The organism is bacterium (genome assembly GCA_030247525.1).
In the GTDB taxonomy this organism is placed as follows: Bacteria; Electryoneota; JAOADG01; order JAOADG01; family JAOADG01; genus JAOTSC01.
Window position 1 is genome coordinate 1 of the sequence record JAOTSC010000034.1, and the last position, 26,760, is coordinate 26,760.

The 26,760-nt window shown below is 48.5% G+C and carries 25 protein-coding genes and 1 pseudogene; 6 read left to right on the forward strand and 20 right to left on the reverse strand.

Annotated features, from left to right (window positions below):
* The 9 genes and pseudogenes from OEM52_05045 to OEM52_05085 form a co-directional block, all read right to left on the reverse strand.
* A partial coding sequence (locus OEM52_05045; protein MDK9699499.1) for an NADH-quinone oxidoreductase subunit L occupies positions 1 to 781 on the reverse strand: 781 nt, incomplete at its 3' end.
* A gap of 175 nt (positions 782 to 956) precedes the next feature.
* Complete coding sequence (locus tag OEM52_05050) at positions 957 to 1,514, reverse strand: NAD(P)H-dependent oxidoreductase subunit E (protein ID MDK9699500.1); 558 nt, start codon at positions 1,512 to 1,514, stop codon at positions 957 to 959.
* Positions 1,459 to 2,610 (reverse strand): annotated as a pseudogene (nuoD, locus tag OEM52_05055) (NADH dehydrogenase (quinone) subunit D). Before nuoD ends, OEM52_05050 begins: the two are co-directional and overlap by 56 nt.
* A 190-nt stretch (positions 2,611 to 2,800) precedes the next feature.
* Positions 2,801 to 3,355, reverse strand: coding sequence for an NADH-quinone oxidoreductase subunit C (locus tag OEM52_05060; GenBank protein ID MDK9699501.1), 555 nt, complete (start codon positions 3,353 to 3,355; stop codon positions 2,801 to 2,803).
* Entirely contained in the window at positions 3,352 to 3,858 is a 507-nt protein-coding gene (locus tag OEM52_05065; protein ID MDK9699502.1) for an NADH-quinone oxidoreductase subunit B, read from the reverse strand. Before OEM52_05065 ends, OEM52_05060 begins: the two co-directional genes overlap by 4 nt.
* The gene (gene ndhC / locus OEM52_05070) at positions 3,849 to 4,205 is read right to left on the reverse strand and encodes an NADH-quinone oxidoreductase subunit A (protein MDK9699503.1); all 357 of its coding nucleotides are present in this window, start codon (positions 4,203 to 4,205) and stop codon (positions 3,849 to 3,851) included. Before ndhC ends, OEM52_05065 begins: the two co-directional genes overlap by 10 nt.
* Before the next feature lie 164 nt (positions 4,206 to 4,369).
* The gene (gene nrdR / locus OEM52_05075) at positions 4,370 to 4,846 is read right to left on the reverse strand and encodes a transcriptional regulator NrdR (protein ID MDK9699504.1); all 477 of its coding nucleotides are present in this window, start codon (positions 4,844 to 4,846) and stop codon (positions 4,370 to 4,372) included.
* 3 nt (positions 4,847 to 4,849) lie between these two features.
* Positions 4,850 to 7,207: an endopeptidase La gene (gene lon / locus OEM52_05080; GenBank protein ID MDK9699505.1), complete on the reverse strand. Its 2,358-nt coding sequence runs from the start codon at positions 7,205 to 7,207 to the stop codon at positions 4,850 to 4,852.
* Between the two features lie 2 nt (positions 7,208 to 7,209).
* Positions 7,210 to 7,650: an Hsp20/alpha crystallin family protein gene (locus OEM52_05085; GenBank protein ID MDK9699506.1), complete on the reverse strand. Its 441-nt coding sequence runs from the start codon at positions 7,648 to 7,650 to the stop codon at positions 7,210 to 7,212.
* 73 nt (positions 7,651 to 7,723) lie between these two features.
* On the opposite strand from OEM52_05085, the gene rpmB reads away from it, so the two are divergent.
* Complete coding sequence (rpmB, locus tag OEM52_05090; protein ID MDK9699507.1) at positions 7,724 to 7,912, forward strand: 50S ribosomal protein L28; 189 nt, start codon at positions 7,724 to 7,726, stop codon at positions 7,910 to 7,912.
* 17 nt (positions 7,913 to 7,929) lie between these two features.
* Here the strand turns inward: rpmB and OEM52_05095 are convergent, their stop codons facing one another.
* The 11 genes from OEM52_05095 to OEM52_05145 form a co-directional block, all read right to left on the reverse strand.
* Complete coding sequence (locus tag OEM52_05095) at positions 7,930 to 8,583, reverse strand: SPOR domain-containing protein (protein ID MDK9699508.1); 654 nt, start codon at positions 8,581 to 8,583, stop codon at positions 7,930 to 7,932.
* A 144-nt stretch (positions 8,584 to 8,727) separates the two neighbouring features.
* The gene (locus OEM52_05100; GenBank protein MDK9699509.1) at positions 8,728 to 9,873 is read right to left on the reverse strand and encodes a tetratricopeptide repeat protein; all 1,146 of its coding nucleotides are present in this window, start codon (positions 9,871 to 9,873) and stop codon (positions 8,728 to 8,730) included.
* 271 nt (positions 9,874 to 10,144) lie between these two features.
* A complete protein-coding gene (locus OEM52_05105; GenBank protein ID MDK9699510.1) occupies positions 10,145 to 10,537 on the reverse strand; it encodes a LapA family protein in 393 nt (130 codons plus the stop codon).
* Between the two features lie 22 nt (positions 10,538 to 10,559).
* A complete protein-coding gene (gene miaB / locus OEM52_05110; protein ID MDK9699511.1) occupies positions 10,560 to 11,873 on the reverse strand; it encodes a tRNA (N6-isopentenyl adenosine(37)-C2)-methylthiotransferase MiaB in 1,314 nt (437 codons plus the stop codon).
* A gap of 153 nt (positions 11,874 to 12,026) precedes the next feature.
* Complete coding sequence (locus OEM52_05115) at positions 12,027 to 13,406, reverse strand: MFS transporter (GenBank protein ID MDK9699512.1); 1,380 nt, start codon at positions 13,404 to 13,406, stop codon at positions 12,027 to 12,029.
* 55 nt (positions 13,407 to 13,461) lie between these two features.
* A complete protein-coding gene (locus tag OEM52_05120; protein ID MDK9699513.1) occupies positions 13,462 to 13,812 on the reverse strand; it encodes a septum formation initiator family protein in 351 nt (116 codons plus the stop codon).
* 16 nt (positions 13,813 to 13,828) lie between these two features.
* Positions 13,829 to 15,100, reverse strand: coding sequence for an ATP-dependent Clp protease ATP-binding subunit ClpX (clpX, locus tag OEM52_05125; protein MDK9699514.1), 1,272 nt, complete (start codon positions 15,098 to 15,100; stop codon positions 13,829 to 13,831).
* 88 nt (positions 15,101 to 15,188) lie between these two features.
* The gene (locus OEM52_05130; GenBank protein MDK9699515.1) at positions 15,189 to 15,371 is read right to left on the reverse strand and encodes a hypothetical protein; all 183 of its coding nucleotides are present in this window, start codon (positions 15,369 to 15,371) and stop codon (positions 15,189 to 15,191) included.
* A gap of 307 nt (positions 15,372 to 15,678) precedes the next feature.
* Entirely contained in the window at positions 15,679 to 16,812 is a 1,134-nt protein-coding gene (metK, locus tag OEM52_05135) for a methionine adenosyltransferase (protein ID MDK9699516.1), read from the reverse strand.
* Positions 16,813 to 17,052: 240 nt separating this feature from the next.
* Positions 17,053 to 18,045 (reverse strand): sugar phosphate nucleotidyltransferase, encoded by a 993-nt coding sequence (locus OEM52_05140; GenBank protein MDK9699517.1) that lies wholly within the window; start codon positions 18,043 to 18,045, stop codon positions 17,053 to 17,055.
* 51 nt (positions 18,046 to 18,096) lie between these two features.
* Positions 18,097 to 19,113 carry a bifunctional phosphoglucose/phosphomannose isomerase gene (locus OEM52_05145; protein MDK9699518.1) on the reverse strand — a complete coding sequence of 339 codons (1,017 nt, stop codon included), beginning with the start codon at positions 19,111 to 19,113 and terminating at the stop codon, positions 18,097 to 18,099.
* A 434-nt stretch (positions 19,114 to 19,547) separates the two neighbouring features.
* Here OEM52_05145 and OEM52_05150 point away from each other — a divergent pair, with 434 nt between their 5' ends.
* The 5 genes from OEM52_05150 (at position 19,548) to OEM52_05170 (ending at position 26,448) form a co-directional block, all read left to right on the forward strand.
* Complete coding sequence (locus OEM52_05150; protein ID MDK9699519.1) at positions 19,548 to 21,524, forward strand: T9SS type A sorting domain-containing protein; 1,977 nt, start codon at positions 19,548 to 19,550, stop codon at positions 21,522 to 21,524.
* A 316-nt stretch (positions 21,525 to 21,840) separates the two neighbouring features.
* The gene (locus OEM52_05155) at positions 21,841 to 22,611 is read left to right on the forward strand and encodes a 4Fe-4S dicluster domain-containing protein (GenBank protein MDK9699520.1); all 771 of its coding nucleotides are present in this window, start codon (positions 21,841 to 21,843) and stop codon (positions 22,609 to 22,611) included.
* On the forward strand, positions 22,608 to 23,825 hold the full coding sequence (gene hybB / locus OEM52_05160) for a Ni/Fe-hydrogenase cytochrome b subunit (GenBank protein MDK9699521.1): 1,218 nt from the start codon (positions 22,608 to 22,610) through the stop codon (positions 23,823 to 23,825). Before OEM52_05155 ends, hybB begins: the two co-directional genes overlap by 4 nt.
* Positions 23,826 to 23,862: 37 nt before the next feature.
* Complete coding sequence (locus OEM52_05165; protein ID MDK9699522.1) at positions 23,863 to 24,285, forward strand: cytochrome c family protein; 423 nt, start codon at positions 23,863 to 23,865, stop codon at positions 24,283 to 24,285.
* Positions 24,286 to 24,384: 99 nt separating this feature from the next.
* Complete coding sequence (locus OEM52_05170; GenBank protein MDK9699523.1) at positions 24,385 to 26,448, forward strand: NapC/NirT family cytochrome c; 2,064 nt, start codon at positions 24,385 to 24,387, stop codon at positions 26,446 to 26,448.
* Positions 26,449 to 26,760 lie beyond the last annotated feature (312 nt).

The following is a 26,760-nucleotide window of genomic DNA, read 5'->3' on the forward strand; positions in this document are numbered from 1 at the left end:
GGAATTTGGATTCACCAATCCCATCCTCGCCGGCAGCGACGGCGTAATCGTTGCCGGGCGATTTCTCAGTGCCAAATTTGCGATAACCCGCAGCGCCATGTTTCATAATGTAAGGAACTGCCGCAAGGGTTTCGACGTTGTTGACGATGGTCGGTGATTTATTAAAACCGACGATAGCCGGGAATGGTGGCTTGTTGCGGGGATGTCCGCGTTTCCCTTCGAGGGATTCGATCAGCGCTGTTTCTTCGCCGCAGATGTATGCGCCGGCGCCTCGATAGACGTGGAGATTGATTTTCTTGCCGGTGCCGAGCGCATTTTCGCCTAAGACATTCGCTTTATAGCACTCTTCGATAGCAGTTCTTACAACTTGGGCTTCCGTGCCAAACTCACCGCGAATGTAGATGTAGCCTTGCTCGGAACCGATAGCGAAACAGGCAATCATCATCCCTTCGATCAATTCGTAAGGGTCGTAGCGCAAAAGATCGCGGTCTTTGAACGTGCCGGGTTCCGATTCGTCGGCGTTACAGATGAGATACTTCGGATTCGGATTATCCTTTGGGATGAAGCTCCACTTCATACCCGTCGAAAAGCCGGCGCCGCCGCGACCGCGGAGCCCCGATGCCTTCACTTCTTCGATCACTTGCTGCGGTGTGAGGGTACTCAGAACGCGCTTGGCAACCGAGAAACCTCCCAACTTGGCATACCCAGCGAGCGTCAACGCTTGCGGGTTGTCGAGGTGTTTGAAGACAATCTTCTCAGGATTTGCGTAATCGTAATCCATTATCTCTTATTTACTTTTTACTGTAGGGGCGTATCGCATACGCCCTTCTTTATTCGAGCTCGATGAATCGAACCCCTAAAACAGACAGACAGGGGCGTCTGTCCCTACTGGGATTGCTTCGTCACTGCGTTCCTCGCAATGACACCGCGACAAGAATGTCGCGGCCACGAAAAAATCAGTCGTTCCACTTATCGGGAAGATGGTCGTTGCGCAATTCGGAAATGAGATAATCGAGGCGCGCTTCGGTCAAATTCTCATAAAAGCGATCATTCATTTGCAACATCGGAGCAGTACCGCAAGAACCCAAACATTCGGCGCGGGTCACCGAGAATAGTCCGTCTGGGGTAACTTCCCCTTCGCCCACGTTCAGTTTCTTTTTCAGGTACTCGATGATATGTTCAGCGCCGAGAATGCTGCACGAGATGTTGTGACAGACTTGGAAATGATACCTGCCGACCGGTTTACGGTTGAACATGGTATAAAATGTGACCGCTTCATAGACCCGGATCGGAGAAATTTCCAAGATTTCCGCGATGTAATCCATCGTCGGCACATCGAAGACAAGCCTCTCCTCCTGCGCCCACCAAAGCGTAGGAAGCAAGACCGACAAGCCGCTCGGATACTTTGTCCGCTCGTTTGCGATTTTGGTCAGGGTTGCTTCGGAAAGTTTTTTCATATCAGCAATCAAGCTCGCCAGCGATAACGTTAATCGAACTGATGCATGCAACGGCATCGGCGATTAAGCCACCGGTGATTAGTTCGCAAATCGCATTGTAATAGTAAAAGCACGGTCGCCGCCAATGGACGCGATAAGGGTTCGGACCACCATCGCTGACAATGTAGATTCCCAATTCCCCATTCGGCGATTCGATACTCGAGTACCATTCTCCGACCGGTGGATTGATGCCGTGCATGATAATCTTGAAATGCGTGATCATCGCTTCCATATTCGAGTAGACGTCGCGTTTGGGCGGCAGCACTACTTTCGGTACATCGGCGCGGTACGGCCCTTCGGGAAGACTATCAATCGCCTGTTTTATGATGTTATAGCTCTGCTGAATCTCTTCCATCCGGACTAAGTAACGGTCGTAGGTATCACCATCGGCACCAATCGGAATATCGAAATCGAACTCTTCATAACACGAGTAAGGATATACTTTCCGGACATCCCACTCGTATCCGGTCGCCCGTAAGTTGGGGCCGGTAAAGCCATATTCCAACGCTCGCTCGGAAGATATGCCGGCAACGCCGCGGGTACGATCCATGAAGATTCGATTACGCGTCAACAATTTATGGAAGTCGGCGAGCACTTTCGGAAAACCATCGAGAAACTCGTAGACATCCTTTTTGAACGATTTCGGGAGGTCGCGCTCAAGTCCGCCAATTCTGCCAAAGGTCGTGGTGAGCCGCGCGCCGGTCATGTTCTCGATGATTTTGTAAATCTTTTCGCGCTGTTCAAAAAAGTACAGGAACCCGGTATAAGCGCCAAGGTCGACACCTAAAATACCCATCGAAACCAAGTGATCCATGATCCGGGAGAGTTCCATGAAGATAACCCGCACATAGGCGACTTTCTTCGGAACTTCAATCCCCATCATTTTTTCGACGGCGAGCACCCAGGCGACATTGTTCGCGGGCGACGAGACGTAATTCTGACGGTCGGTAATTGTAATGACTTGGTTGTACGTATACGCTTCGGCAAGTTTCTCGAAACTGCGATGACAGAACCCGATTTCGGGATCGACTTTTACGATCCGCTCGCCATCCAGTTCCACGACATTTCTTAGAATGCCATGCATCGCCGGATGTGACGGTCCTAAGTTCAAGATGAACTTATCCGCCTCGTCCGTCGGTTCCAGATAGGTGTCGACGATGTCGCTTTGAATCGGTTCGGTCATTTGCTCTTTTTTTTTGGGCGAACACAAGGTTCGCCCGTACTCACTTTTTTGGTCTGTCGTACATTTGTCGGACAAGAATGTCCGACGTACGGGATTTTATTGTGCGTATTGCAATTCGCCCCTACTCGGAATAGAAGTCGGGGGTCTCGGTACGTTTGTTGTTGATGACACGTCCTAAGGGGAACGAGCCACGCTTCAAACCACGCGTCGGGAAATCCTTCCGTAACGGGTGCCCCTCGAAATCGTCCGGATTCAAGATTCGTCGTAAATCGGGGTGTCCGACAAAATCGATGCCAAAGAAATCGAACGCTTCGCGCTCCGCCCAATCGGCAGCGAGCCAGACATCGCTCAAACTGCGGATTTTCGGTTCCGCTCCCAAAATGGGAAAGCGCAGTCGGATTCGATGCTGATACTTCATTGAGTGGAGATGTACCACTACTTCAAACCGCTCTTTGCGCGACGGATAATCAACCCCGCACAAATCGAGCATCATATTGTATTCCAAGCCCTCAGTGATTTTCAGGAAAGTACACAGCTCGACATTCACCGCCGGATCGCACATTAGTACGAGCATACCGTTCGACTCGTATTGCTCGACAATCGCTTTGCCGAACTTTTCTGTGATAGCGGTTATCACGAAAGGATTGCGGACAGTGAGCGGCTCAGCGGCGTTCATACGGTCATTCCGGTTAAGCCTTTGGCGCGCCGCATCGAGGAAGTGGTGTACCCTTCCTGTTGCACTTTTTCCTGCAATTTCATGAAACCCTGTAAAAGCATTTCGGGACGCGGCGGGCAACCGGGAATGTACATATCGACCGGGAAAAGTTCATCCATTCCTTGTACGACCGAATAAACTTCAAACATGCCACCACATGAGGCACAAGCCCCCATCGCGATGACCCATTTCGGTTCCGCCATTTGGTCGTAAACACGTTTGAGAACCGGTGCCATTTTAATGCAAATCGTTCCAATAACAATCAGTAAATCGGCTTGGCGGGGTGAGAAACTGGGGCGTTCAGCACCAAAGCGGCTGATGTCGTAACGGGACGCCATCGTCGCCATATACTCGATACCGCAACAGGCGGTAGCAAATGGCATTGGCCAGAGCGAGTATTTACGCGCCCAACCGACTGCGGCATCCAATGTCGTGACGGTAAACCCGGTTTGTTCTACTCCCACTCTAACGCTCCCTTACGCCACGCGAAAACTAATCCTAACGTTAAGACACCGAGAAATATCATCATCGCCCAAAAGCCATTCCAACCAAGTGCGCGAAGATTAATCGCCCACGGATAAAGAAATACCACTTCAATGTCGAAAAGGACAAATAATACGGCGATGAGATAAAACTTGATTGCGAACTGGAAGCGGGCATTGCCTTTGTAGTCGACACCACATTCATAAGTATCGTCTTTGATGGCATTGTGTACTTTGGGACCGAGGATGTGAGTTGCCACTAATGCAAACGCAGCGAATCCACCTGCGAGCAAGAGTTGAACAATCACTGGTAAGTAATCAGTTAACATGAGTTCCGTTTACTTCCGGCATGGATGCCACTCGGTATACAATATTACCCAAAGGAAATCGACAAAACGTAAAGACTGTCAGAATGTGAGCCATTCCCCCCACGGGATTATTTTCACTTAGTTCATTGAACTGGAACGAAAGATACTCGTTTCCAAGGAAAAGGTCAATACTCCGTGGGGTTCTCCGCAGAATCTGCGGGATTTAACCGATTTAACTCCTCATGAAAATCGCCCGTTTCGCGAAACCGTTTGTACACCGAAGCGAATCGGATGTATGCAACATCGTCGATTCCTGAAAGCTCTTTCATCACAAATTCACCAATTCGGAGGGAACTAATTTCGACACCGGCTGCAATTATCTTTTGCTCGATTCGCTCGACGAGTTCTTCGATCTGGGTTTCAGTGATCGGACGTTTAGCAAATGCAATCTGGATACCACTCGTGAGTTTGTCGCGAGAGTACGGTTCGATACGGCGGTCGCGCTTAATGACCCGGACTTCTGCTGCCTCGATGTATTCGTAAGTTGTGAAACGCATGCCACACGCGACACATTCCCGGCGGCGGCGCGTTGCCATCCCTTCGCGAATGGAGCGCGAATCAATTACCCGATCTTCCAATGATTGACATTTCGGACAACGCATATTTTACACAAGCGCTTGAGAAAGAAGGTCTTCGATCCGTTTAACCGGAACGAATTTTACTTTAGATTTCACCGAATCCGGCATTTCTTCTAAGTCGCTGATATTCTGATCCGGAATGAAAATCGTTTTGATGCCGGCACGAGCGGCTGCGACCGATTTTTCCCGCAAACCACCAATTGGCAAGACTTTCCCTTGCAATGTAATTTCACCAGTCATCGCGATATCGCCGCGAATTTTACGTTTCGTGAAGAGCGATACAAGCGCGGTCGTCATTGTAACACCTGCTGAAGGCCCGTCTTTTGGCGTTGCACCCTCGGGGATATGGATATGCACGTCGAGACCCTTCAAGAAGTCAGCGTCCAAATTCCAGAGCTTGTGATGAGATCGAATAAATGATAATGCGATCTCAGCTGATTCTTTCATCACACTGCCTAATTGTCCAGTAAGAAACAGCCCTTTCGTGCCGGGCATCGACGTCGCTTCGATTTTTAGAACATCGCCGCCGACGGGCGTCCACGCTAATCCATTGGCAACGCCGATCAATGACGACTCTTTTTTATTGGAGTCGAGATGACGCGGGGGGCCAAGTAATTTTGCTACTTCGTCTTTATCGACAATATGCGGCGGTTCCAACTTCTTCTCAGCTTTTTCGACCGCGACTTTGCGACAGGCAGTACCAATTTTTCGTTCAAGATTCCGGACGCCGGCTTCCAAGGTGTAACCAGTGATGATGGCATCCAATGCAGACTTTGTAAACTTGATATCAGAAGGTTCCAGTCCATTTTCTTCGCGTTGCCGTGGTACTAAGTATTTACTCGCGATGTGAATTTTCTCTTCGGTCAAGTAACCGGGTAAGCGAATCACCTCCATTCGGTCTAACAACGGGCGGGGAATCGTTTCCAACGTATTCGCAGTAGTCAAGAAAAGCACTTTCGATAAGTCGAGTTCGACTTCGAGATAGTGGTCAGTGAAGGAAAAATTCTGTTCGGGATCGAGTACTTCCAAAAGCGCTGAGGCAGGGTCGCCGCGGAAGTCGGAGCCAAGTTTATCAATTTCATCGAGCATGAATACCGGATTCATCGAACCAGCGCGCTTCATTCCTTGGACAATCCGACCGGGAAGAGCTCCGACGTAGGTTCTCCGGTGACCGCGGATTTCCGCTTCGTCGCGCATCCCGCCTAAAGAGAAGCGGAAGAAAGTACGTCCCATCGAACGGGCAATCGAACGTCCAATCGAAGTTTTACCAACCCCGGGAGGACCTACCAAACAAAGGATTGGGCCCTTTGAGGATTGTTTTAATTTTCTCACGGAGAGAAACTCTATGATGCGTTCTTTCACATCTTCGAGTCCGTAGTGATCAGCTTCGAGAATTTTTCTTGCTTCTGAGACCTCAATCCGGTCTTCGGTGACAACACTCCAAGGAACATCGAGCAACCAATCGATAAAAGTGCGCGAAACGCTGTAATCAGCAGATGAGGGATTCATCCGACTTAACCGTTCGAGCTCCTTGTCGGCAGCAGCTTGAGCACTCTCCGGGAGTTTTGCAGCGAGGATTCGTTGTTTTAACTCCTCGAGTTCTTTTCCTTCGTACTCGCCGAGTTCACGTTGAATCGCCCGCATTTGTTCGCGGAGCATGAATTCGCGTTGGGTTTTGTTGATCTCCCCTTCGACTTCGGATTGGAGTTTATTTCCGAGTCGGAGTACTTCCTGCTCGCGGGTAATTATCGATAGCAAACGAGTTAACCGTTCCACTACATCGTCAGCTTCCAATAGGCGCTGGCGGTGGATTACCGGCAGGTTCAGATTTGCGCCAATTAGGTCGGCGAGCTGTCCAGGATCTTGCACATTCACGACAGCGATTTTGAGTTCGTCGGGATATTGTTGGCTTAACTCGAAGAGCTCGCTCATCTCCTCTTGGACTTTCCGGCGTAACGCTTCCGCCTTTGCCGAATCAGAGATCGTGGTGGGTAGCGGCTCGATGCGTGCACGCCAGTAGGGTTGCGACTTCTCTATTGAAGTTAACCGAATTCGGTCGGTGCCTTGCAGCAACAAACGCATGGTACCATCTGGCATCCGAATCATTTTCAAAACTTGGACGGAACACCCAATCACAAAGGTTTCATCATCTCCAAGGGCTGTCGGAAACAGCTCTTGCCCGGGAATTGGTTCGGGGCGGCGGGTCACCACACAAAACAGTTTTGAACCAGCTAACACATCGTTAACAAGTTTGGTAACCGCTGGTTCGCTTACGGTGAAAGGGAGAACTAAACCGGGAAAAACAACATTATCGATTGGGAGAACAGGCAATACTTCAGGTAGAGTTGGTCGGTTCTCGCTGGTAGGTTCATGGAGTTCGGGCATTGTCATTCACTCCCTACTTCGATGTGTATTGTACCTGTTTGCTGCAACAGTTTCTTCATCCGGACAGTGACGATGCCATTGACATATCGCGCTTCGACCGAGTCTTGTACCACAGGCGAAGAGAGTACGAACTCCCGTTCAAAAGGTCCGTAACTGATTTCCATTAGTTGATAGTTACGTTTCGCAAAACCTTCGACATCCTCACGGGAACCGGAGATTTTGATGGTATTTCCTTCCTGTACCAATGAGGTATGCGCCATGTCGATACCGGCTAAATCGATAATCAAAATGATTTCGGTGTCAGTTTCAAACATATCGGTGGCGGGCCGCCAGCCGCTGTATGCCTGCATGGATATGGGGCGATTGAAATAATTCCGGAAGATGAAATCCATTTCATCGCTGCCATCGGACGGGCTCAAACTGACCCGTAACGACTCCGACATATTCACTCCTTTTGACATCGCCTGTTTGTTTTTGTATTATTCAAGTCTATTGTGAGAAAGGAAAACAGCTACCATGAGCTACGTATGCGAAATTTGCGGTAAAGGATCGTTGAAAGGAAATAACGTTTCCCACGCCCACAACTTAACGATTCGCCGCTGGAAACCGAATCTGCAACGGGTTCGCACCAAGACCCCGCAAGGCACCCGGATGGTTCGGGTTTGCACTTCCTGTATTCAAGGCGGAAAAATTGTTAAAGCTTAGTTTGCTTTTTAGAGAACTTACTGCGCTCGAAGGATTACTCCATCGAGCGCTGTTTTCGCTTTTACCGCCGAGATTTTCTCGGCGGCTTCTTTTTCAGTAGCAAATCTACCGCTCCAAACCCGCCACATCTTGCGATCCCCGATCACAATCGATACGACTTCCGCTGAAAAACCGTGATTCTTTAAGGTTAGCGCGATTCCATCGGCAGTCCCTTTTTTTGTAAAGGAACCGAATTGGGCAACGAATTTCCCAGTGCCGTCGTTGATTGAAACAGGTTGCTTAGCCGACGAGATTTCTCCGGGTACGCCTGGAGCATTCGGTGATTTCGCAACGTGTGGATCCGATGCAACAAGGGCATCCGAAGATGGCTCAAGGTTCACTGCGACAAAGGTTTGTAAGTGCCCGAGACGTTGTTTTGCAAACTTTCCCGCCGCACCGTTAGGGTCTAAGACGAGTACTCTTTCGTACAACGGTTGGGCTGTTTTCGCATCGTTAGCTTGCAACGCTTGCACTAATACCGTCCACGGTTCGGGCAGCTTGCCATTTTGCTCGAGGGTGGTAAGCGAAGCGATGTCACCGCGCTCGGCGAGCTTATACCAGCTGGCTTGTTGTGCCAGAGCGACAGTTGCAACTATCGATAATATAAGAAGAAATAAAAGGAGTGTTTTCATTTTGCTTTAACTGAAATATTACTTTGGTTTCACGTTTTGCTGAAATCGGTTTGAGACGAAAAAACTCTCACATTAGGTCTCGTGATTGGCGTATGCCAAACACCACTGATGTACGGGCTTGGAAGCCCGTAGCCACCAGCAAAACTATGTATTGAAAGATTCCCACGCGCCACAAGAGGGACAGAACCACCGCATAGCATCGGAAGAGAATCCGCAATTACTGCAATTGAAAGCACTATGCGGTGGCGCCAACCGCTTCATTGCCTGCAATCCGGGTTTCGCTAACTCATCCACTTTCTTCAACCGGGTTAAATGACGCGCCAACTCATATTGCAGCAACTCGTTGCCGGGATTCGCTTCTAAACCTTCCCGGAGAATCCTCAGAGCGCTTTCGTTATCGGCTTTTCGCTCCGCAATCGTCGCCAGTGCAACATAGCCTTGCACAATGTGATGCTGCTTCGTCAAGAAACTCCGATAGAATCCCTCAACCTCTTCAAATCGACCTTGTTCAAACAGAATCGCTTCGAGTAATGGGAATGCGATATCGGCAGATTCAGGCGAATTTTCCATTAACAATTCGACTTCTTTTATCGCATCAGAGATTCGCTTCTCCCGGCGATAAGATTCTGCCAACCCGAGGTAAGCGCCTGGGAACGAAGCGTCATATTTAATTGCTTCCCGATAGCGCAACCGTCCTTCCTTACCTTTGCCTGCAGCTCCTAAGCGGTCACCATCAAGGGTGCAGATAATTGCCATTCGGCGGGCATCGAGTGACTTCTTGCGAAGATTGGAAAGCTTTAACGAAGTGTCAATGTATCCGCTCCAATCCCCTTTCCCTGCAAGGTATTGCAACCGGCGCTCTAATGCCCACGCATTCGATTTATCGACCGCGAGAATTAAATCGAGATGCTCGAGAGTTTTCTCAGGATGCTGGGCGACATGAAAATCTTCAGCCAATGCTTTGTGGATCGATATCCGCTCGGCTGCGCTCAACGACTCGCGTATCGCCAGTTCCATGTGAATTTTCAATGCGCGTTCGATGTCGTTCTGTTTGCGTAAAACAGTACCGAGCCAGACTCGGGCAAATACATTGTCGGGGTCTTCTTTCGCAGCGTTAGCAAGGTGCTTTGCCGCTAACTGGAGTTCGTTTTCTAATAAGGCGTTTAATCCGGTTTCAAATTCGCTTAAATCGCTACGCCGGAAAGGTCGCCTCGCCGATGAATGGTAGTAGAACCAACTCCCGGCTGCGATTAGGGAAACGAATAGTAACAGTAGAAATAGTTCGGTCACGAGCGCCTCACATTTCGAGATATCGGATGATTATTCATGGCACTCAATACAAAGTTGCGATGTTGTTGTTGGTAGTTTGATGAAATGATGGTTGTTCTACGTTGGTCAGCCTTGATTGGCTAACCTCACAGGCGATTCTCCAGAATTGCATTTTCCTTTTTACAGGTCTGGAGACCTGTCGGTACCCGTGTTAGGCAGGTTGCCTAACCTCCTTACATTTCGCAGACAAGATTGTCTGCGCTACGGCGGACAGACTATTCTGTGGTCTGGCCTACGCGCCGAATCCTTCATATTCATCGGAAGATCGTCCACTCCGGCTCTCAGTAACGGTAACCATCGGCATTGCACTTCGCGAACGGAATGCCATCTCCAACTCTTTATCCAGATTCAGATTGCGCAATCGGTTGAGTTCGTCTTTGAGTCGAACACATTCTCTTCGGTAGCGCGATACATCTCCCCGGAGTTTCAATTGTGCGGTTAATGTCATAACAAAATAGATCAGAATGCCAACGACAAATGCACCGAACAACGCCATAAACAACGGGATAGGTGTAGAAGTGTAAGTCCCGAACGTAATCGTTACCGTTTGCGATTGGTTTTGGAGTGCAAACGCCATTACAGTGAGAATCACTACCGTAACGATGATCCAACGAATAAAAGGCATAACTCCTCCCTATCCCGTCTTGCTACACCGGTTGCCCTACCAATGTTAGACTTCGAACGGCGACAATTTCCACAGGAACAAGTTCACCCGGCTTGCCTGCCGTAACGGGTAATACGCACGGCCGATTCTGGGGTGTTCGACCGATCCACTCCTGATCACTCTTCGGGGAAATTGACTCTATCAAGATAACCGATTTCGTTCCGATGTAGGAGTTAATCAACGCCTTTTCCTGTTCCCGTTGTAACGTTATCAATCGCTCAAGTCGCCGCTGTTTTTCTGCTTCGGGTACATCATCCAGCCAGTTTGCCGCTTTGGTGTACGGTCGTTGCGAATACTTGAACATGAACGCGCCAGAATACCTTACTGCCCGCATTACTTCTACAGTATCCTCAAACTGCTCGGCAGTTTCACCGGGGAACCCGACGATGACATCCGTCGAAAATGCTACATCGGGTATAATAGAGCGAATATGATCAACCAATGCGAGATACTCTTTTTTGGTGTATCCTCTGTTCATCCGTTCCAATACGATATCGTTGCCCGCCTGTAAAGGTAAATGAATATGTGGCACGAGTACTGCAGGATTCTCCACCATCGCATACAAGAGGGGATCGGGAAAATCTTTTGGATGAGGAGAAGTAAACCGAACTCGCTTAACTCCGGGTATTTCACCAACCGCTTTCATCAAATCAGCAAAATGCTCACCAGACTCCTCATCGATCCATGAATTTACATTTTGTCCGAGCAAGGTAATTTCACCAAAACCGTGTTGTACAGCCTCTTCGACTTCCCGGATTATACTATGTAATTTGCGTGAACGTTCCCTGCCGCGGGTATGGGGAACGATACAGAATGTGCAGAAGTTATCACACCCGCGCATGATCGATACCCAAGCGTTGGTGCCTTCGCCGCGAACCGGGAAAATCTCTTCATAATTTTCAAACCGGTCACGCCGCACAAGCACCGCTGGCTCACGGTCACCACTCTGAAGGTTGTCGATCAGTTGGGGTAAATCACGATAGGCATCAGGTCCGACAACTAAATCGACCCAAGGCCGTTGTTCAATTAACGATTCTTTCAGATTCTGAGCCATGCAACCAATGACGCCTAATACCATATTAGGCTTCACCTCTTTAAAGCGGCGATACTGCGCGAGGATACCCAAGATACGGTCTTCCGCACCTTCCCGTACTGCACAGGTGTTTATCAGCAAGACATCGGCTTCGTCATGGTTTTCGGTTGATGCATACCCTTTGGGGTACATCACTCCCGCAACCAATTCAGAATCGGCTTTGTTCATTTGACAGCCGTACGTCTCTATCATTATCCGTTTCATGGAACCCCCAAACGTTAGAAATATAGATGGGTAAAGAGTTCGGAGCAAGGAACTGAGCGTTTTTGGGATGAGAAAGCAGTGATACGAGTTAACGAGTCGATTGGAGCGAGGGCAAACACAAGGTTCGCCCGTACTCGAATTCAAGTAAAGTGTTTAGTGGTGCTCGGGTTCTCGATTTGCGTAATTGTATGAGAATATTCCGGCGGAGAACGACAAGAGGAGAGCTAAGTACATTGACCAATGCATACCAAAGAGGAAACCTGCCGAGGATTGCGGGTCGGCGGCAAAATTGCGGGCGAATTGCACCATCGCTGCTGAGAGGGCAATTCCAGCAACCATCCCGATGTTTCGGATGAGTGCCATCATGCTGCTTGCTAAAAACATAAGAGATTTCGGTACCGATCCAAGGAGCGCTTTGTTGTTTGCCGGTACGAAAATGGAGCCACCCATTCCGGTAATCGCAATTCCCGTGATTAAGTAAAGTGAAGAACTGTCTTCTTGTAAAAAAGCTAACACAAGGAGACCGATCGATTGGACAATCGGACCAACCAACGAGGGAATTCGAGACCCGATGCGGTCAGCCGCACGACCCGCTAACGGGGCGACAATCGCCAAAGAGAGCGGCCACACCGTCATAAACAAGCCAGTTGTTTTAAGATCGAAGTGTTTTACCTCATGCAGGTAGAATGGCAGCGTCAACATCGCTTGCACACTTGCGGCGGTAGTTAGCAGTCCGCCAACGGTCGCAGCAGTGAATGTCCGGTTTTGGAACACTTCGAGTGGCAACATCGGATGAAGTGTATGCTTCTCGTGGCGAAGGAAAATGTAGAATAGTATGCATGCAACGGCGACACTACCCACGAAAATGAAGAGATTTTTGTGCCCAGTTTCCGATAATGCAAATAGCATAACGAGCAGCGCAAAGCCGCTTAAGGCAGCACCATAGTGATCAAAGGTTTTCTCTTTTCCTTCGTTGGATGGTTCAACTTTCAACCAGAGTGATGAGAGTAGGATAGCAATGATACCTATCGGAAGGTTGATCCAGAAGATTGCCGACCAACTTCCGTAATGCCCCGCGATAAATCCACCGAATATTGGGCCGGTCAGAGAACCAGCAGCGACAACTGTACCAATCATTCCAAGCGCCATACCGCGGTTTTTCAACGGAAACGCCGACGCAATAAAACCTGCTCCCAATGCAGAACTGAATGCTGAGCCAACTCCTTGTAAAGCGCGGGCAGCAACTAACATGGAAAGTGAATTGGATAATGCGCAGAGGACAGAGGAGATCGTAAAGATGACGATACCGGCGATATAAACACGGCGTTCCCCTAACCGGGGAGCAATTGCACCAATTGGCAGGAGAGAAACGCTAATGATGAGAAGATAAATGGTAGATACCCACTCCACCCGCGTCAATGGTGCATCAAACTGCTGGGCAATTGCGGGTAAAACCAAGTTTACAGCAGACCCATCAATCGTCGCCATAAAGATGTTAACGGCAACGACGGCAAAAACTCGCCATGGATTCACGATGTTGTTTGTAGGTGTCAAGCGGCTCTTTGAGCAGAGGTGAGGAACGGAATCGCTACTTCTTCTGCGGTTGTGGATCAGAATTTTCCGGTACTAATTGAAAGACACGCTCTCCCTCACGAGCCAAATGCCATTGATAACGTGCCACCCACTCAATGGTTTCAGGATCGCCATAATCAATTGCCATTGTCAGTGAGTCAATTTCTGTGTTTTCACGCTGGATTTGCTTGAAGGTTGTATTTAGAGAGTCGAGCTTTTTCAAATGTTTGGTGTGCTGCCAATAGTACTTTGTAAAATTGCTCGTCATCAGCATTGCCAGTGCGATTAGTGATATCGCGTATAGCCAACGCTTGATTCGTGCTTTTCGGGCAACTTGGTACTCGGGTGAATCAGATGGTTTTGTCATGGCAGCACTCTACTATTTATGCGCTTTGCGCCATTGTCGGACTCACATCGGAACGCCGCAGCAGCATTGGCGAAGCGCCGGTTTCCACGGTGTCGGCAGTAATCCGGATTTCTAATAAATCTGGTTCCGAAGGAAGTTGGAACATCCATTCCAACATGACTTCTTCCAGAATCGAACGCAATGCCCGCGCGCCGGTTTTACGATCTTGCGCTTTGTGGACAATCGCTTGGAGCGCTTCTTCCTCAAAGAGTAAACGAACCCCTTCGAGTTCAAAGAGTTTTTGGAATTGCTTGATAATAGCGTTTTTTGGTTCGACCAGAATTCGCAACAACGCCTCTTCGGATAGCTCTTCGAGCGAGGCATAGACCGGCAATCGACCGACTAATTCCGGTATCATTCCAAAGCGAAGGAGATCAATTGGTTGCAATTGCCGGAGAAGAGTGTTTATTGATTCGTCGCGTTTCGCGTGGATTTCCGCACCAAAACCGATGGCATTGCGTCCGACCCGATTGGCAATGATTTTATCGATACCCTCGAAAGCGCCGCCACAGATAAATAGAATATTCCTGGTGTTGATGTGTACTAACCGTTGTTCGGGATGCTTTCGTCCCCCTTCCGGCGGAATCGCGGCTATGGTACCCTCAAGCAGCTTTAACAGCGCTTGTTGGACACCTTCGCCCGACACATCGCGAGTGATTGATGAAGATTCCGATTTTCGGCTAATCTTATCGATTTCGTCGATGTAGATGATTCCGATTTCAGTTAAAGCAACATCGTACTCGGCGGCTTGGTATAACCTCACAAGTACATTCTCGACATCCTCTCCGACGTAACCAGCTTCGGTCAATGTTGTCGCATCGGCAATAACGAAAGGAACTTGCAATAACTTCGCCAACGATTGAGCGAGCAGTGTTTTTCCGGTACCAGTTGGACCTAACAGCAGGACATTGGATTTATCAATTTCGACTCCGCTGTCGCTGTCTTGATGAATCACCCGTTTGTAGTGATTGTAGACGGCTACCGATAGCATTTTCTTTGGGAGCTCTTGGCCGATAACATGGGTATCCAGCTCACGCTTTATCGCTTCCGGGGTGGGAATTTTTTCCAGTTGTGCGGTGCGGGCACCGGTCGAACGGCGGATGAATTCACCAAAGGCTTTGACACAGGTATCGCAAATCGCACCCTGTGGACCGGGAATCAACATCCGGACGTGGGCAACCGGCCGATTGCAAAAACTGCAACGGTCGGCAACATTTCCCTTCGGGGTACGTTCAGTGGGGTTTGCCATAAACTCTATTTATCACAATCAATAACTCGAAACTGAAACACTTTACTAAATGTCATAGGATCGAGGGTTGTTGTTGGTTAATGGATTGCTATTTCTTGCTGTCGAGGTATTCTTTCCAAACGAGGGAAAGCGCATTCCCCAATGGCATCGATAGCATCTGTGCGCGGATTTTCTCGATTAGTACCGCTTTATCGCCTTCCGGGAATTCGATTCCATGGGCTTTGATTGTATTCAATAGCTCTTCGTCGCGAATCGAAAGTAGCATTTCCAATTTCTCTCCCCTTGGTTTGTTAACGTTTATGAGTTGGTATAGTTCCAATCACTGCAAATTTTCGTTTGGGCGAATGATGCGGGAAGACATTCTCTTTGCCTCCCTCACTACTGCGACAAGAATGTCGCGGTTACGGCTTGGGGCGTATGCCATACGCCCCTACATAATGTCAAAAGTAATGATACGGTGTATGCATCATAATTTCTAAACCGATCCACGGCTTAAGAAGATAAGAACAATCCCCGATTGATGAAAACGGGTGCAGACCAAACTCGTCTACACCCGCTCCTCTCCTGATTGTTATCGTTTAACCGTTCTTGAGTGCACTGACAAAGTCGGTCTTTTCCCAAGTAAATTCAGGTAGTTCACGGCCAAAATGGCCATAACTGGCAGTCTTGCGATAAATTGGGCGGCGGAGATTCAACCGCTCAATGATTCCTGCCGGAGTCATATCAAAAACTTTCTTTACCAACTTGGCGATTTCTTCATCGGGCATCACACCTGTGCCAAAGGTTTCTATCATCATCGATACCGGCTCCGCTACTCCGATAGCATAGGCAACCTGTACTTGACAACGATGGGCTAAACCGGCTGCAACCACATTTTTGGCGACATGACGGGCAGCATAGGCAGCCGATCGGTCAACCTTTGTAGGGTCTTTTCCACTGAATGCACCACCACCGTGTGGCGCGGCACCACCGTAGGTGTCAACGATTATCTTTCGACCAGTTAGACCGGCGTCGCCCTGCGGCCCGCCGATAACAAACCGACCGGTCGGATTCACATGAAATACGACATCTTTTGCCAGCATCGACGCAGGAATTATCGGTTTGATTACGTGTTCAACGATGTCGGAACGAATTTTTTCAAGAGTGATGTCTGGGTCGTGTTGTGTGGAGATGACGACCGTTGTCACTTCGACTGGTTTACCATCGATGTAACGGACACTGACTTGGGATTTTCCATCGGGACGGAGGAAGTTTAACTCATTCGATTTACGCACTTCAGCCAGGCGACGGGTTAAACCGTGCGCTAACATGATTGGCAAAGGCATCAACTCGGGGGTTTCGTTCACAGCGTAGCCGAACATCATACCTTGATCGCCAGCACCGGCCCGGTCGACCCCCATTGCGATGTCGGGTGATTGCTTATCGAGTGCGACCAACACCGAACAGGTTTCGTAATCGAACCCGTAATGTGAACTGCTATACCCAATATCCTTTACCACTTCCCGCACGAGATCGGCAACCGGTACATAGGTCGTCGTGGTAATTTCACCGCCGACCAAGACTAATCCCGTTGTCGTAAAGGTTTCGCAGGCAACCCGCCCAAATGGATCGTCGGCTAACACGTTATCAAGCACCGCATCGGAAATCTGATCCGCGATTTTATCGGGATGACCTTCAGTAACCGATTCGGAACTAAACAAAAATTCTGACACGCTATCTCTCCTGTTCGCCAAAATGGCGCGCTTTGATGGATGTAAAGCGAACCGGGCGGCTGCCGTCCCTTTCGCACTTGTGGTTCGTAGATCGTTTCGATAACTGGGGGTGGTTGTCCACACCTGCCCTGTAGTAATGAGAAGGGCGAGAGTGTTTCGCCCGTTGTTTTTTTCTGTACGCCCGTTGGACAAGAATGTCCAATGTACAGTTCGACAGACAGGAGTGTCTGTCGTACGATGTTAATGTACGAGTTTAATTTCGGATAGTTCCGAGATATTCAATTGATGGAATGTGCCGCTAACTTCCGCTTCCGGACCAATTACCGACGCCGACATTAACATCGCCGAAACTTTTGCACCGCGTTCTACGATACAATTCTTGAGAACACTGTTGCAAACCGATGCGCCGGAACCTATTGTAACATAGGGGCCGATGACAGAGCCGGATACGCTTGCCGTACTGGCAATCGAAACCGGTGGAATTAATACGGTGTCGACACAATGAGATGGCATCGAATGTCCTTCCTTGTGTCGTCTTTGCAGGAAATGCCGATTTGTTTCCAACAATGTTTCCACTTTTCCGCAATCGTACCAACCGGGCACTTCAAACGTAGTAAGTAACGTACCACGTTCGACCATTTTATGCAATGCTGTCGTTAATTGGAACTCACCTCGCACCCGTTCATTCTTCACCATCATTTCGGTAAGAACTTCGCGTAACAATTCACCTTGGCGTAACCAGTAGATTCCGACAATCACTTCCTTGGAAATCGGCTGTTCCGGTTTCTCTACTAAATCGGTAACATAGAGACCGGTCTTAACCACTACTCCGAACCGGCGGGGGTCTTCCACGGTCTGAGTTCCAATCGAGCTATACTCCCCATGTACAACTTTGGGCAAATCGGTTTCAAACAGAGTATCACCGAGGATGATTAATACTTCTTCTTCACCGGCATCCAAACCGAGTGAAACAGCTTGTCCCAAGCCTTCCGGATCGGTCTGCCATCGAAACTCGGCAGGTAAATCGGGAAATTGTCTTTTAACATACTCAGATATTTGTTCGCCAAGATGTCCGATAATAAACACGACCTTATCGGGATTCAACCGCTCGACTTCCAACAGGATGTAATCGAGCATCGGTGCCCCAGCTACAGTCAGTAGCGGTTTGGGGACGGTAAGGGTATGGGGTCGTAATCTACTTCCCACCCCTGCAACCGGTATAATCACTTTCATAAAATCCTCAAGCTCAGCTACCCACGGTTTCGATTCGTGAGGATAAATCCGTTATTTCGTGTTACGAGATTTCAGTTTGGTAATCGCAGGTATCGGCGTAGGATCGACTTGATTTGTCTGTGCTACTAACAAACTGGTTCGGTCACCGAGGGCAATTAGGTAAAGCATCGATGCAATCGACTCATCCCCTCGGGTAATGACTACGGGAGGATAATCGGACTCCCGGAGAAGATTGATTGCCGCATCAACAGTATCATCATCATTGGGATCGCGGAAAACAATCATTTTAATTGCTCGGGGACGATGAGGATCGTCACAAATTCCTTCAATTTCATTATGAAATGCTTCGGGCAGGATAGCGAAATGAGCTGGTGCTTTCGCATTCTCGGAGAACTGGTTTGCCCAGCGTCGAACAACTCCGGCTAATCTGCGTGAAGCCCACAACCACGTCAGATTGGAACCGATTTGTTTGGCTAACGCGAATGATGGCGATTTAACAGGATCGTTAAACAACTGCTCAGCAGCGCAGATTTTATCGGCGGCTTCGCGCAATTCTGGTTCAGGATTGGGAACAACACCAATTGTATGCAACAACCGCCATAGCCCACCGAACAGATACCCCAATGCTGCCCGTGGCGCCATGCCACCCGGTACGATCAATAACAAGTAACTCAGCTCACTTGCCCATTCGGCTAATTTTCCGCCTGAAGTAAGCACAGCGATTTGGGCTCCGCGAGCGACTGCGATCCGGGCAGCGGAGAGAGTCTCTTCGGTGTTTCCGGAATAGGAAACGACAATCACTAAAGTATCCCGATCAACCCATACGGGTAGTTGTGGATCGCGGTTCACTACTAATGGATAGGCGATTCGTCCTGCCAGTCCGTCAACCAGCAAATCGGTACCAATTGCCGACCCACCCATTGCACAAACCACAATTTTTGAAAACTTCTGTAACGGGGCATTGCCTTGCATCGACAGAGTCAGAACATCGCGCAGATGGCCGGGAAAGTCGGCTACCCACTGCGGCATCGGGTCGGAAGTCGAAGGACTCCATTCGGTCGTTGACATTGCGCATTCTCACATTCGTTAGATTTTGATAGAAAACTCAAAACAAACTTTAAGTATAGATGTCAAACATGTTCATTGCAAGAACGATACTCACCACAGATGTGTTATTTCCAGTTTGCAATAAAAAAACTTTCAGCATCATTTATGTTGGATAACGATAACGGTCATTGTACTTTTGGTTGCCTATTAGGCATTCGTCTGATGTGTTTGGAATTCGGTAAGTTACGGAGTAAAGGATGAAAAACTCGACTAAGCTCGTTATGAGCTTACTTTTGTTGCTCGGCATTGCCGCGCTTGGTTTCGGTTATCCGCGCACTGTGTTGTTTGAAGAGTACACGAGCACCACTTGAGGCCCTTGTGCGGCAGCCCATACGTGGCTCGACCCTTTCCTTGCGGGCCAAGGAACTCAAAACATCGCAGTCATAAACTATCATATGAATTGGCCGTCTCCGGGAAACGATCCATGGTATGCCGCCAATCCGACCGAAAGTCTGTGGCGACGCAATTATTATGCGGTCAACGCAACTCCCACCCATTTAATCGATGGCGCTTCTGCGGGTGGTAGTTTAACTTCTGTTACCAGTGCATACAATGCCCGCCGTGCAATCGACGCGCCGGTTTGGCTGAAGTTACGTGGCGCACCTTCCCCTAATGGCGATTCGATTTATTGCTACATCAAAGCGGTCGCAAATACTGCCAGCGCAACGAATACCCGTTTGCGCGTAGTGATTGTCGAAAATGAAGAATTCTGGACAACTCCTGCACCGAATGGACAAACGCATTTTCCATTCCCGTTTGTCAAGTTTGGTAACGATACTGCTGGTTTTACATTTAATCATAGCGGTATTGTGACGGATACGATGACGTTTATCGCTCGTTTCCCGTTACGGACAACCGGTCAACAACCATACACACTTGACAATTGCGGTTTTGTGGCATTTGTACAAGCGCCAAACCGTGAGATTCTGCAGTCTTCTTACAAGAATTTCAATTCAATCATCTTTCCGAAGGGAAACGAACGTGTCTTCATTACAGATTCTGCACGCCTCCGTTGGGATGCAGCCGGATTTGGCGATAGCGTTACAATCGAATTGAATACGAGTTATCCAACTGGACCGTGGACAGAACTTGTTGCATCTACCGCGAATACCGGTTCGTGGTTGTGGACAGTAACCGGACCGGAAACAAACTCCGCTCGTATTCGTGTTCACTCCGCAGGTAATATGGATGATGCCGACATGTCGTTGGGGAATTTCACAATCGCATCTTCGGCGCAAGTCATCATATCTCCGAATCCGATTACAGCGACAATACCTGCTGATGGATCGTTGGATCAAATGATCACGGTTACCAATAACAGTGCGTTTACCTATAGTGCGATTCTTGAACCGGATATGGGGGTCGAGAATTACGAGTATAACAGCGGCGACGCCGATTGGGTTGATGCCACCGGCGGTCAGATTGGACCATCAGGTGACGATGTTGTTGTTGGTCCGTATCCGTTGTGGTTCCCGTTTTCCTTCTACGGTCAAACTTACCAGAATGTCTACATGTGTACGAATGGATTTATTTCTTTCGGGACTTTTGCCGCGGGAAATTCTTATTCGAACACCAACTATCCAACGAATGTTGCAGCTACGATGTTAGCTCCGTTCTGGGATGATTTGAATGTGTCGGGGATGGGTACTACCTATGTTCTACTCGATTCGACAATGGCGGTTTTTTCGTGGGAGAATGTTCCATTGTATGGTGTAGCATCTTCCTCGATGACTTTTCAGGTGGTATTGTACCAGGACGGTAGAATCGTCTATAACTACTTGAATATGACTGGAACAACGAACGGCAGTACCGTTGGTATGCAGCAGTCAACCAGTAATTACTTGACGGTTTCCTACAACCAGACATTATTGGCGAATATTGGTCATTACTTTACGATGACCCATCGTTGGGGCATTCCGTCGCTCATGACATTCGATGTCGCCGCCGGTGGTTCGCAGCAATTCACTTTGCATTACGCTGGTGCAGGCCGCTCGAATCAAGTATTGAATGGTGGTATTCGATTTGCAGGAAACACCATTCCCTTCTCTGTGCCTGTAACGCTTACGGTGGAACAGTCGGGGATGAATGAAACCCCGTCGATCCCGTTGGCATTTGAGGTAGGCGAAGCGTATCCAAATCCATTTAATCCAAGTACAACCATTCGGTATACGGTGCGAAATGCTTCACCTATATCGATGTTGTTGTATGATGTTAATGGACGTTTGGTACAAACGGTATTGCAAGAATATCGCGATGCCGGTGTCTATCATCAGACGATTCGCGGCGATGTGTTGGCATCGGGGACATATTTCCTGAAAGTTGAAGCGGGTAGCTCGTTCTCGGCGATTCGGAAGATTGTTCTAATGAAGTAACGGTATATTGGTCGTATATCGATAGTATCTAATGAATTACGGCGGTCACACCATGTGGTCGCCGTTTTTCTATCGCAAAGAATAACCTAACATTTACTCGGTTCGGGTTCTTTCTCTTGGTGAAGTAAAGAAATAACCCGAAAACTCTCTGATATTATCTAATGTTGTATCGAATCGTTGGGAGTGTTATCTTGTTCTCACAACGTATTTCGTCTTCGTATTCATTTACCTCATCAGTCTTCCCTTACTTCGGAACACAAACTTGTGTTGTTCCGTTTCGCGCATTCCGAATGGAGTGCTCCCTGGAGGAACTTCTATGTCTAAAGCTATTCTTCTCGACTTTACAAAATGCATTGGATGTCGTGCATGTGAAAAGGCTTGTGCAGAAGAGCATCGATTACCCGACGATCCGCCGACCGATAAGTTGAATTATAAAAATTATACGGTTGTTCTTCAGCGGGGTAATCAATACTTCCGCAAGATGTGTATGCATTGCCAAACCCCGGTTTGCGTATCGGTCTGTCCGGTTGCCGCTTTGGAAAAGACCTCCGATGGTCCGGTGATTTACTACCCAGACAAATGTATGGGTTGCCGCTACTGTATGATGGCTTGCCCATTCCAAATTCCGAAATACGAATGGGAGAAACCGGTACCCGTAATCCGGAAGTGCATCATGTGCAATAAACGGGTTGCCGAGGGATTGGAAACCGCGTGTGCGTGGGTCTGTCCGACTGCCGCGACCCGGTTTGGCGACCGTGAAAAGTTGATCCAGATTGCCGAGCGTCGATTCGCCACGTTCCCGGGGAAATACGTCGAATATCTCTACGGTAAAAATGAAGTGGGCGGTACTTCAGTCATTATGTTATCGGGGATTCCGTTTGAGGAAATGGGTTTCCGGATGGACTTGGGAACCACTGCACTACCAGAATTGACATGGACAGTCATGAGCAAGATTCCCAATGTTGTCATGACCGGCGGCATCTTGCTTGGCGGCATTTCTTGGATTATTCACCGTCGGATGCAAATCGATCAGGAAGCGCACAGCCACGATAAAGATCATGGTAATGGAAAAGGGGGTGGGAAATGAACGCAGTCCTCACCGCAGTGCGCCATGAAATCGATGGCATGAATTGGAAGCGGAAAGCGGCTTGGGTCGTTGTCATTTTCTTGCTGCTGCAAGGTCTGTTTTTGACCGGAAAACGGTTCATTTTTGGACTTGGAGCAGTTACGAACCTAACGGATGAATTTCCATGGGGGATGTGGATCAGTTTCGATGTGGTCGGTGGGGTCGCACTTGCCGCCGGTGGATTCACACTCTGCTTTCTTGTATATGTCATTGGTTACCATAAGTTTCACGACATTGTACGTCCGACCGTGCTCACTGCATTTTTGGGGTATGTCTTAGTTGCAGTGGGATTGTTATACGACCTTGGTAAGTACTACAATGTCTGGCACCCGATGATCATGTGGAATCCACATTCGGTGATGTTTGAAGTTGCCTGGTGTGTTATGCTTTACCTAACGGTGCTGTTTCTGGAATTTGTTCCGGTGGTGTTGGAAAAATTCAAGTTAGTGAAACCGCTCAAAACGCTGCAGAAGTTCACGATTCCATTAGTTATTGCCGGGGTGTTGCTCTCGACACTGCATCAATCCTCATTAGGTTCCGTCTTTTTAATCGTTCCTGAAAAGCTGCATCCACTTTGGTACACGCCGATTCTACCGCTGTTGTTCTTTTTGTCTGCAGTGGTGGTGGGACCAGCGATGGTCATCGTCGAGTCGGAGTTGAGCGCCCGGGTATTTCGACGCGGATTGGAACTTAACATACTTAGCGAATTGGCGAAGTATCTGCAGGTAGCGCTATTCGTTTACGTCGGATTAAAAATTCAAGATTTTTTCGTTCGGAAAGTGGTCGATCAAGTTTTCACGATGCACTACGAGAGCCTGTTCATGTTGCTCGAATTGGGGTTGCTTGTCGGGGCAATGGTTATTCTCGCATTTCCAAAAATGCGAACGAACTCGCGCGGGCTGTTCTGGGCTGGTTCCTTGGTTGTTATCGGCATTTTGCTTAACCGGTTCAATGTAAGCTGGATCGGCATGCAGCGAGGTTCCGGTGCTACGTATATGCCTGCCCTGAGTGAAATTGGCGTATCGCTGTTCTTAGTAACTGCGGGAGCATTAGTGTTTTATTTCGTCTGCCGATTCTTCCCGATCTTTCCGGCTATTTCGGAAGAGGACACTGAACGAATCGAATCGCTTAAAAGCCGCAAAGAAAAGCGGCTAAGCGCTCAAGTAGTCAAATAATGCCAGTTGTATCGTAGTTTCGAAATTTGAGGTTCGTATGAAAAAGAGTATTCTTTTCACCGTAGTTTTGTTACTTTTAAGTGCATCGATGTTGGCCATCGGCTCTCAACCAGTGAAGCATCCCGATCCAAAAAGCACTGCGACCGTTGGCGAGAAACAAGTCGAGAAGAAAGATTCGGTTTCGATTCTTTACGATTGGCAAAATCGAATACGACCGATTCCCGACGAGCATGTGTTTCAGACGAAATATCTGGGTGGTACTCAGATCGTTTTCAACCATAAGAAACACGTCGACAGTTATAAACTGGAATGCATAAACTGTCACCATGTCGAGAGCTGTAAGCACTGTCACAGCAAAGAAGTGAAGACGATGGACATCTCGGAATCGAAAGTGGCATTGCATGAGAATTGTTTTGCCTGTCATCGCAACATGAGTTGTGTGGAGTGCCACAAAAAATAACAAGTTTGCCGGGGTACTTTATCGTATCCCGGTGAATCAACGGGTCGATTATCAGTCGATTCATGATAACGTTCCAAAACGATTACGAGGGGGGGAATTGTGCGGATTTGGAATGAGTTTGTCTCAGCGATCAAGGAAGTATTTCTGCTTCCGTTTTATTTGTTGCGTGTAGGATTCTCCAAGTTTACTTCGTTAGGCGTCCGACGCATCGGGTTGCTCACGATTGCGGCGGTTATACTTACAGTTACTACGGCAGTAATCTTTGTGAAGGCAACATCGACGCCGTCATTTTGCCGCTCGTGCCACATCATGGAACCGTATTTCGCCAGTTGGGAAGCTTCATCGCATAAGAATGTGCAGTGCATTCAGTGCCATATTCCTCCAGGTCTCGCGGGAACAATCGAAGGAAAATTTGTCGCTGTTTCGATGCTTGTAAATTATACCACCGGTTTATACAAGCGTTCTAAACCCTGGGCTGAAATCGACGACATCAATTGTACTACCAGTAAATGCCATGACCCTAAAAAGATGACCTCCGAAGTCGAGTGGAAGTACGGTATCAAATTCAACCATACCAATCATCTTTCTCACGAAGTCCGGAATAAGCAGTTACGTTGTACATCCTGTCACGGTCAAATTGTACAAGGGGCACACATTAATGTCACTGAATCTACTTGCTTCCTATGTCACTTCAAGAGCGAGCATGAGAGTGGAGTAAAGCCAAAAAACGGTCTTGTGTTAGCAGCCGATAACTCCCCGAGTGACAAAGAGAATGTGAACGTGTTTCAACAAACATCCCGAACAGCCTGTACGAAATGCCACATGGCTCCAGTACCTGTAGAGGGTAAACCAGCTCCGCGTTACGATCATACCGGGATTGTTGCCAAGAATCTTGATTGCAAGTTGTGTCATGGTTCAATGAAGAGTGGAAACGGCGATGTTCCTCACGAGCGTTGCAACATCTGTCACGCTTCCATCGATCACCTAAACCGGATCGATGATGTGGAGTTTATGCACCAGAAGCATGTCACTGACCGGAAAGTCGATTGTCAAAATTGTCATACCCCGATTCTGCATCGCTCATTGTCTCGGAACGAAGCGCCGCAAAACGATTGTCAAAAGTGTCACTCGAATCTCCACACAGCGGCAGAACAGGTTTTCCGTGGAACGGGCGCTATCGGCGTACCCGACCGACCCGACGCGATGTGGCAAGCTGGATTGAATTGCGCGTCGTGCCATACTGGTACATTCGATAAAGCGCATTTCCGCGGGGCGAAATCATCGAATGTACAGTGTGCTCCGTGCCATGATGCAAATTATGAGAAACTTATTCCACAATGGCGTAACGGAATGAATTCCCGGATTCAACAATTGCAGTCGATTGTCAATCAGGCAAAGCGACAGGCGAAGAGTCCGGAACAAAAACTGTCCCTCGATTTTGCCGAGACGAATCTTAGTCTACTGCGGGACGGCGGTGCGTATCACAATATCATGTATGCGGAAGACGTATTGGCAGTATCCTATGACCAAGTGAAAACAGCAGTTCCGAATGTGCCTTCATTTGCTGTGAAGCAGACATCGCATTCTTCCGGTTCGAGCCAAGGTGGAAAAGACTGTGCAACCTGTCACACCGGTATCGAATCGGTCAACAAGTTGGTGAATGGTCGAACATTTCCCCACAAGCCGCACCTCAGTGCAAAATTGGAATGCGCAAAATGTCACAGTGTCGATCAGCATGGTAAAACGCTGCCCGATGTATTTAAGTGTATCGATTGCCATCACGAGCGTGCGAAGGATGAAGTAAGTTGTAAGAAATGTCATCGTGACCAAGTAGCGATGTACTCTGGTTCGGTGGTAGGGACTCCACCGTTACCGGCAGCAATGTCGGTCGCAGAGGTCGAATGCAGTTCGTGTCACGGCATCGGTAAGGATATCACACGACCAACACCGGAACAGTGCGCTGATTGTCACGACAAAACGTATGTGCTAACGCTCGAGACGTGGCGCAAAGAGACCGGCAGCGCATTAATATCCGCAAAGGCGCGTGCAAGCGAGTTATCCGGATCGGAAAAGTTGGAGTTGTTACGGAAGATTCGTGCCTTCGAAAATGATGGATCGAAGGGAGCGCATAACCCGGAAGCGGCATTGAAACTATTGAAGTAATCCATTCAATGTAGTCAATAAAAAAGGGCGGACTCGCTGTCAGCCCTTTTTTACGTGAAGGGGTTGAAGCCCGATACTGCCTTTTCTGAAACCGAAATCTCAATGGACAGAATAAAGAACGATGGCTTGTTCGGTACACCTCGAATAACGGACTTTATAGCCTGCATCGACCATCCCATTCTACTCACACAATCAAATTGTTCTTTGATTAGCGGCGGTTGCGAAACTTATCGAGTTCACGGCGATCTTTTTTCGATGGGCGGGAACCATTATCACTGAATTTTTTATCGGCTTGTTTCATCTGCTCATACC

Bases quoted from the DNA above. Each gene is read 5' to 3' on its own strand.
- OEM52_05155 (MDK9699520.1), top strand. From the start codon at position 21,841: ATGTCTAAAGCTATTCTTCTCGACTTTACAAAATGCATTGGATGTCGT.
- rpmB (MDK9699507.1), top strand. From the start codon at position 7,724: ATGAGCTACGTATGCGAAATTTGCGGTAAAGGATCGTTGAAAGGAAAT.
- clpX (MDK9699514.1), bottom strand. From the start codon at position 15,100: ATGGCAAACCCCACTGAACGTACCCCGAAGGGAAATGTTGCCGACCGT.
- OEM52_05120 (MDK9699513.1), bottom strand. From the start codon at position 13,812: ATGACAAAACCATCTGATTCACCCGAGTACCAAGTTGCCCGAAAAGCA.
- OEM52_05060 (MDK9699501.1), bottom strand. From the start codon at position 3,355: ATGAACGCCGCTGAGCCGCTCACTGTCCGCAATCCTTTCGTGATAACC.
- OEM52_05095 (MDK9699508.1), bottom strand. From the start codon at position 8,583: ATGAAAACACTCCTTTTATTTCTTCTTATATTATCGATAGTTGCAACT.
- OEM52_05105 (MDK9699510.1), bottom strand. From the start codon at position 10,537: ATGCCTTTTATTCGTTGGATCATCGTTACGGTAGTGATTCTCACTGTA.
- ndhC (MDK9699503.1), bottom strand. From the start codon at position 4,205: ATGTTAACTGATTACTTACCAGTGATTGTTCAACTCTTGCTCGCAGGT.
- hybB (MDK9699521.1), top strand. From the start codon at position 22,608: ATGAACGCAGTCCTCACCGCAGTGCGCCATGAAATCGATGGCATGAAT.
- miaB (MDK9699511.1), bottom strand. From the start codon at position 11,873: ATGAAACGGATAATGATAGAGACGTACGGCTGTCAAATGAACAAAGCC.
- lon (MDK9699505.1), bottom strand. From the start codon at position 7,207: ATGCCCGAACTCCATGAACCTACCAGCGAGAACCGACCAACTCTACCT.
- nrdR (MDK9699504.1), bottom strand. From the start codon at position 4,846: ATGCGTTGTCCGAAATGTCAATCATTGGAAGATCGGGTAATTGATTCG.
- OEM52_05140 (MDK9699517.1), bottom strand. From the start codon at position 18,045: ATGAAAGTGATTATACCGGTTGCAGGGGTGGGAAGTAGATTACGACCC.
- OEM52_05085 (MDK9699506.1), bottom strand. From the start codon at position 7,650: ATGTCGGAGTCGTTACGGGTCAGTTTGAGCCCGTCCGATGGCAGCGAT.
- OEM52_05150 (MDK9699519.1), top strand. From the start codon at position 19,548: ATGAATTGGCCGTCTCCGGGAAACGATCCATGGTATGCCGCCAATCCG.
- OEM52_05165 (MDK9699522.1), top strand. From the start codon at position 23,863: ATGAAAAAGAGTATTCTTTTCACCGTAGTTTTGTTACTTTTAAGTGCA.
- OEM52_05050 (MDK9699500.1), bottom strand. From the start codon at position 1,514: ATGCCGTTGCATGCATCAGTTCGATTAACGTTATCGCTGGCGAGCTTG.
- OEM52_05145 (MDK9699518.1), bottom strand. From the start codon at position 19,113: ATGTCAACGACCGAATGGAGTCCTTCGACTTCCGACCCGATGCCGCAG.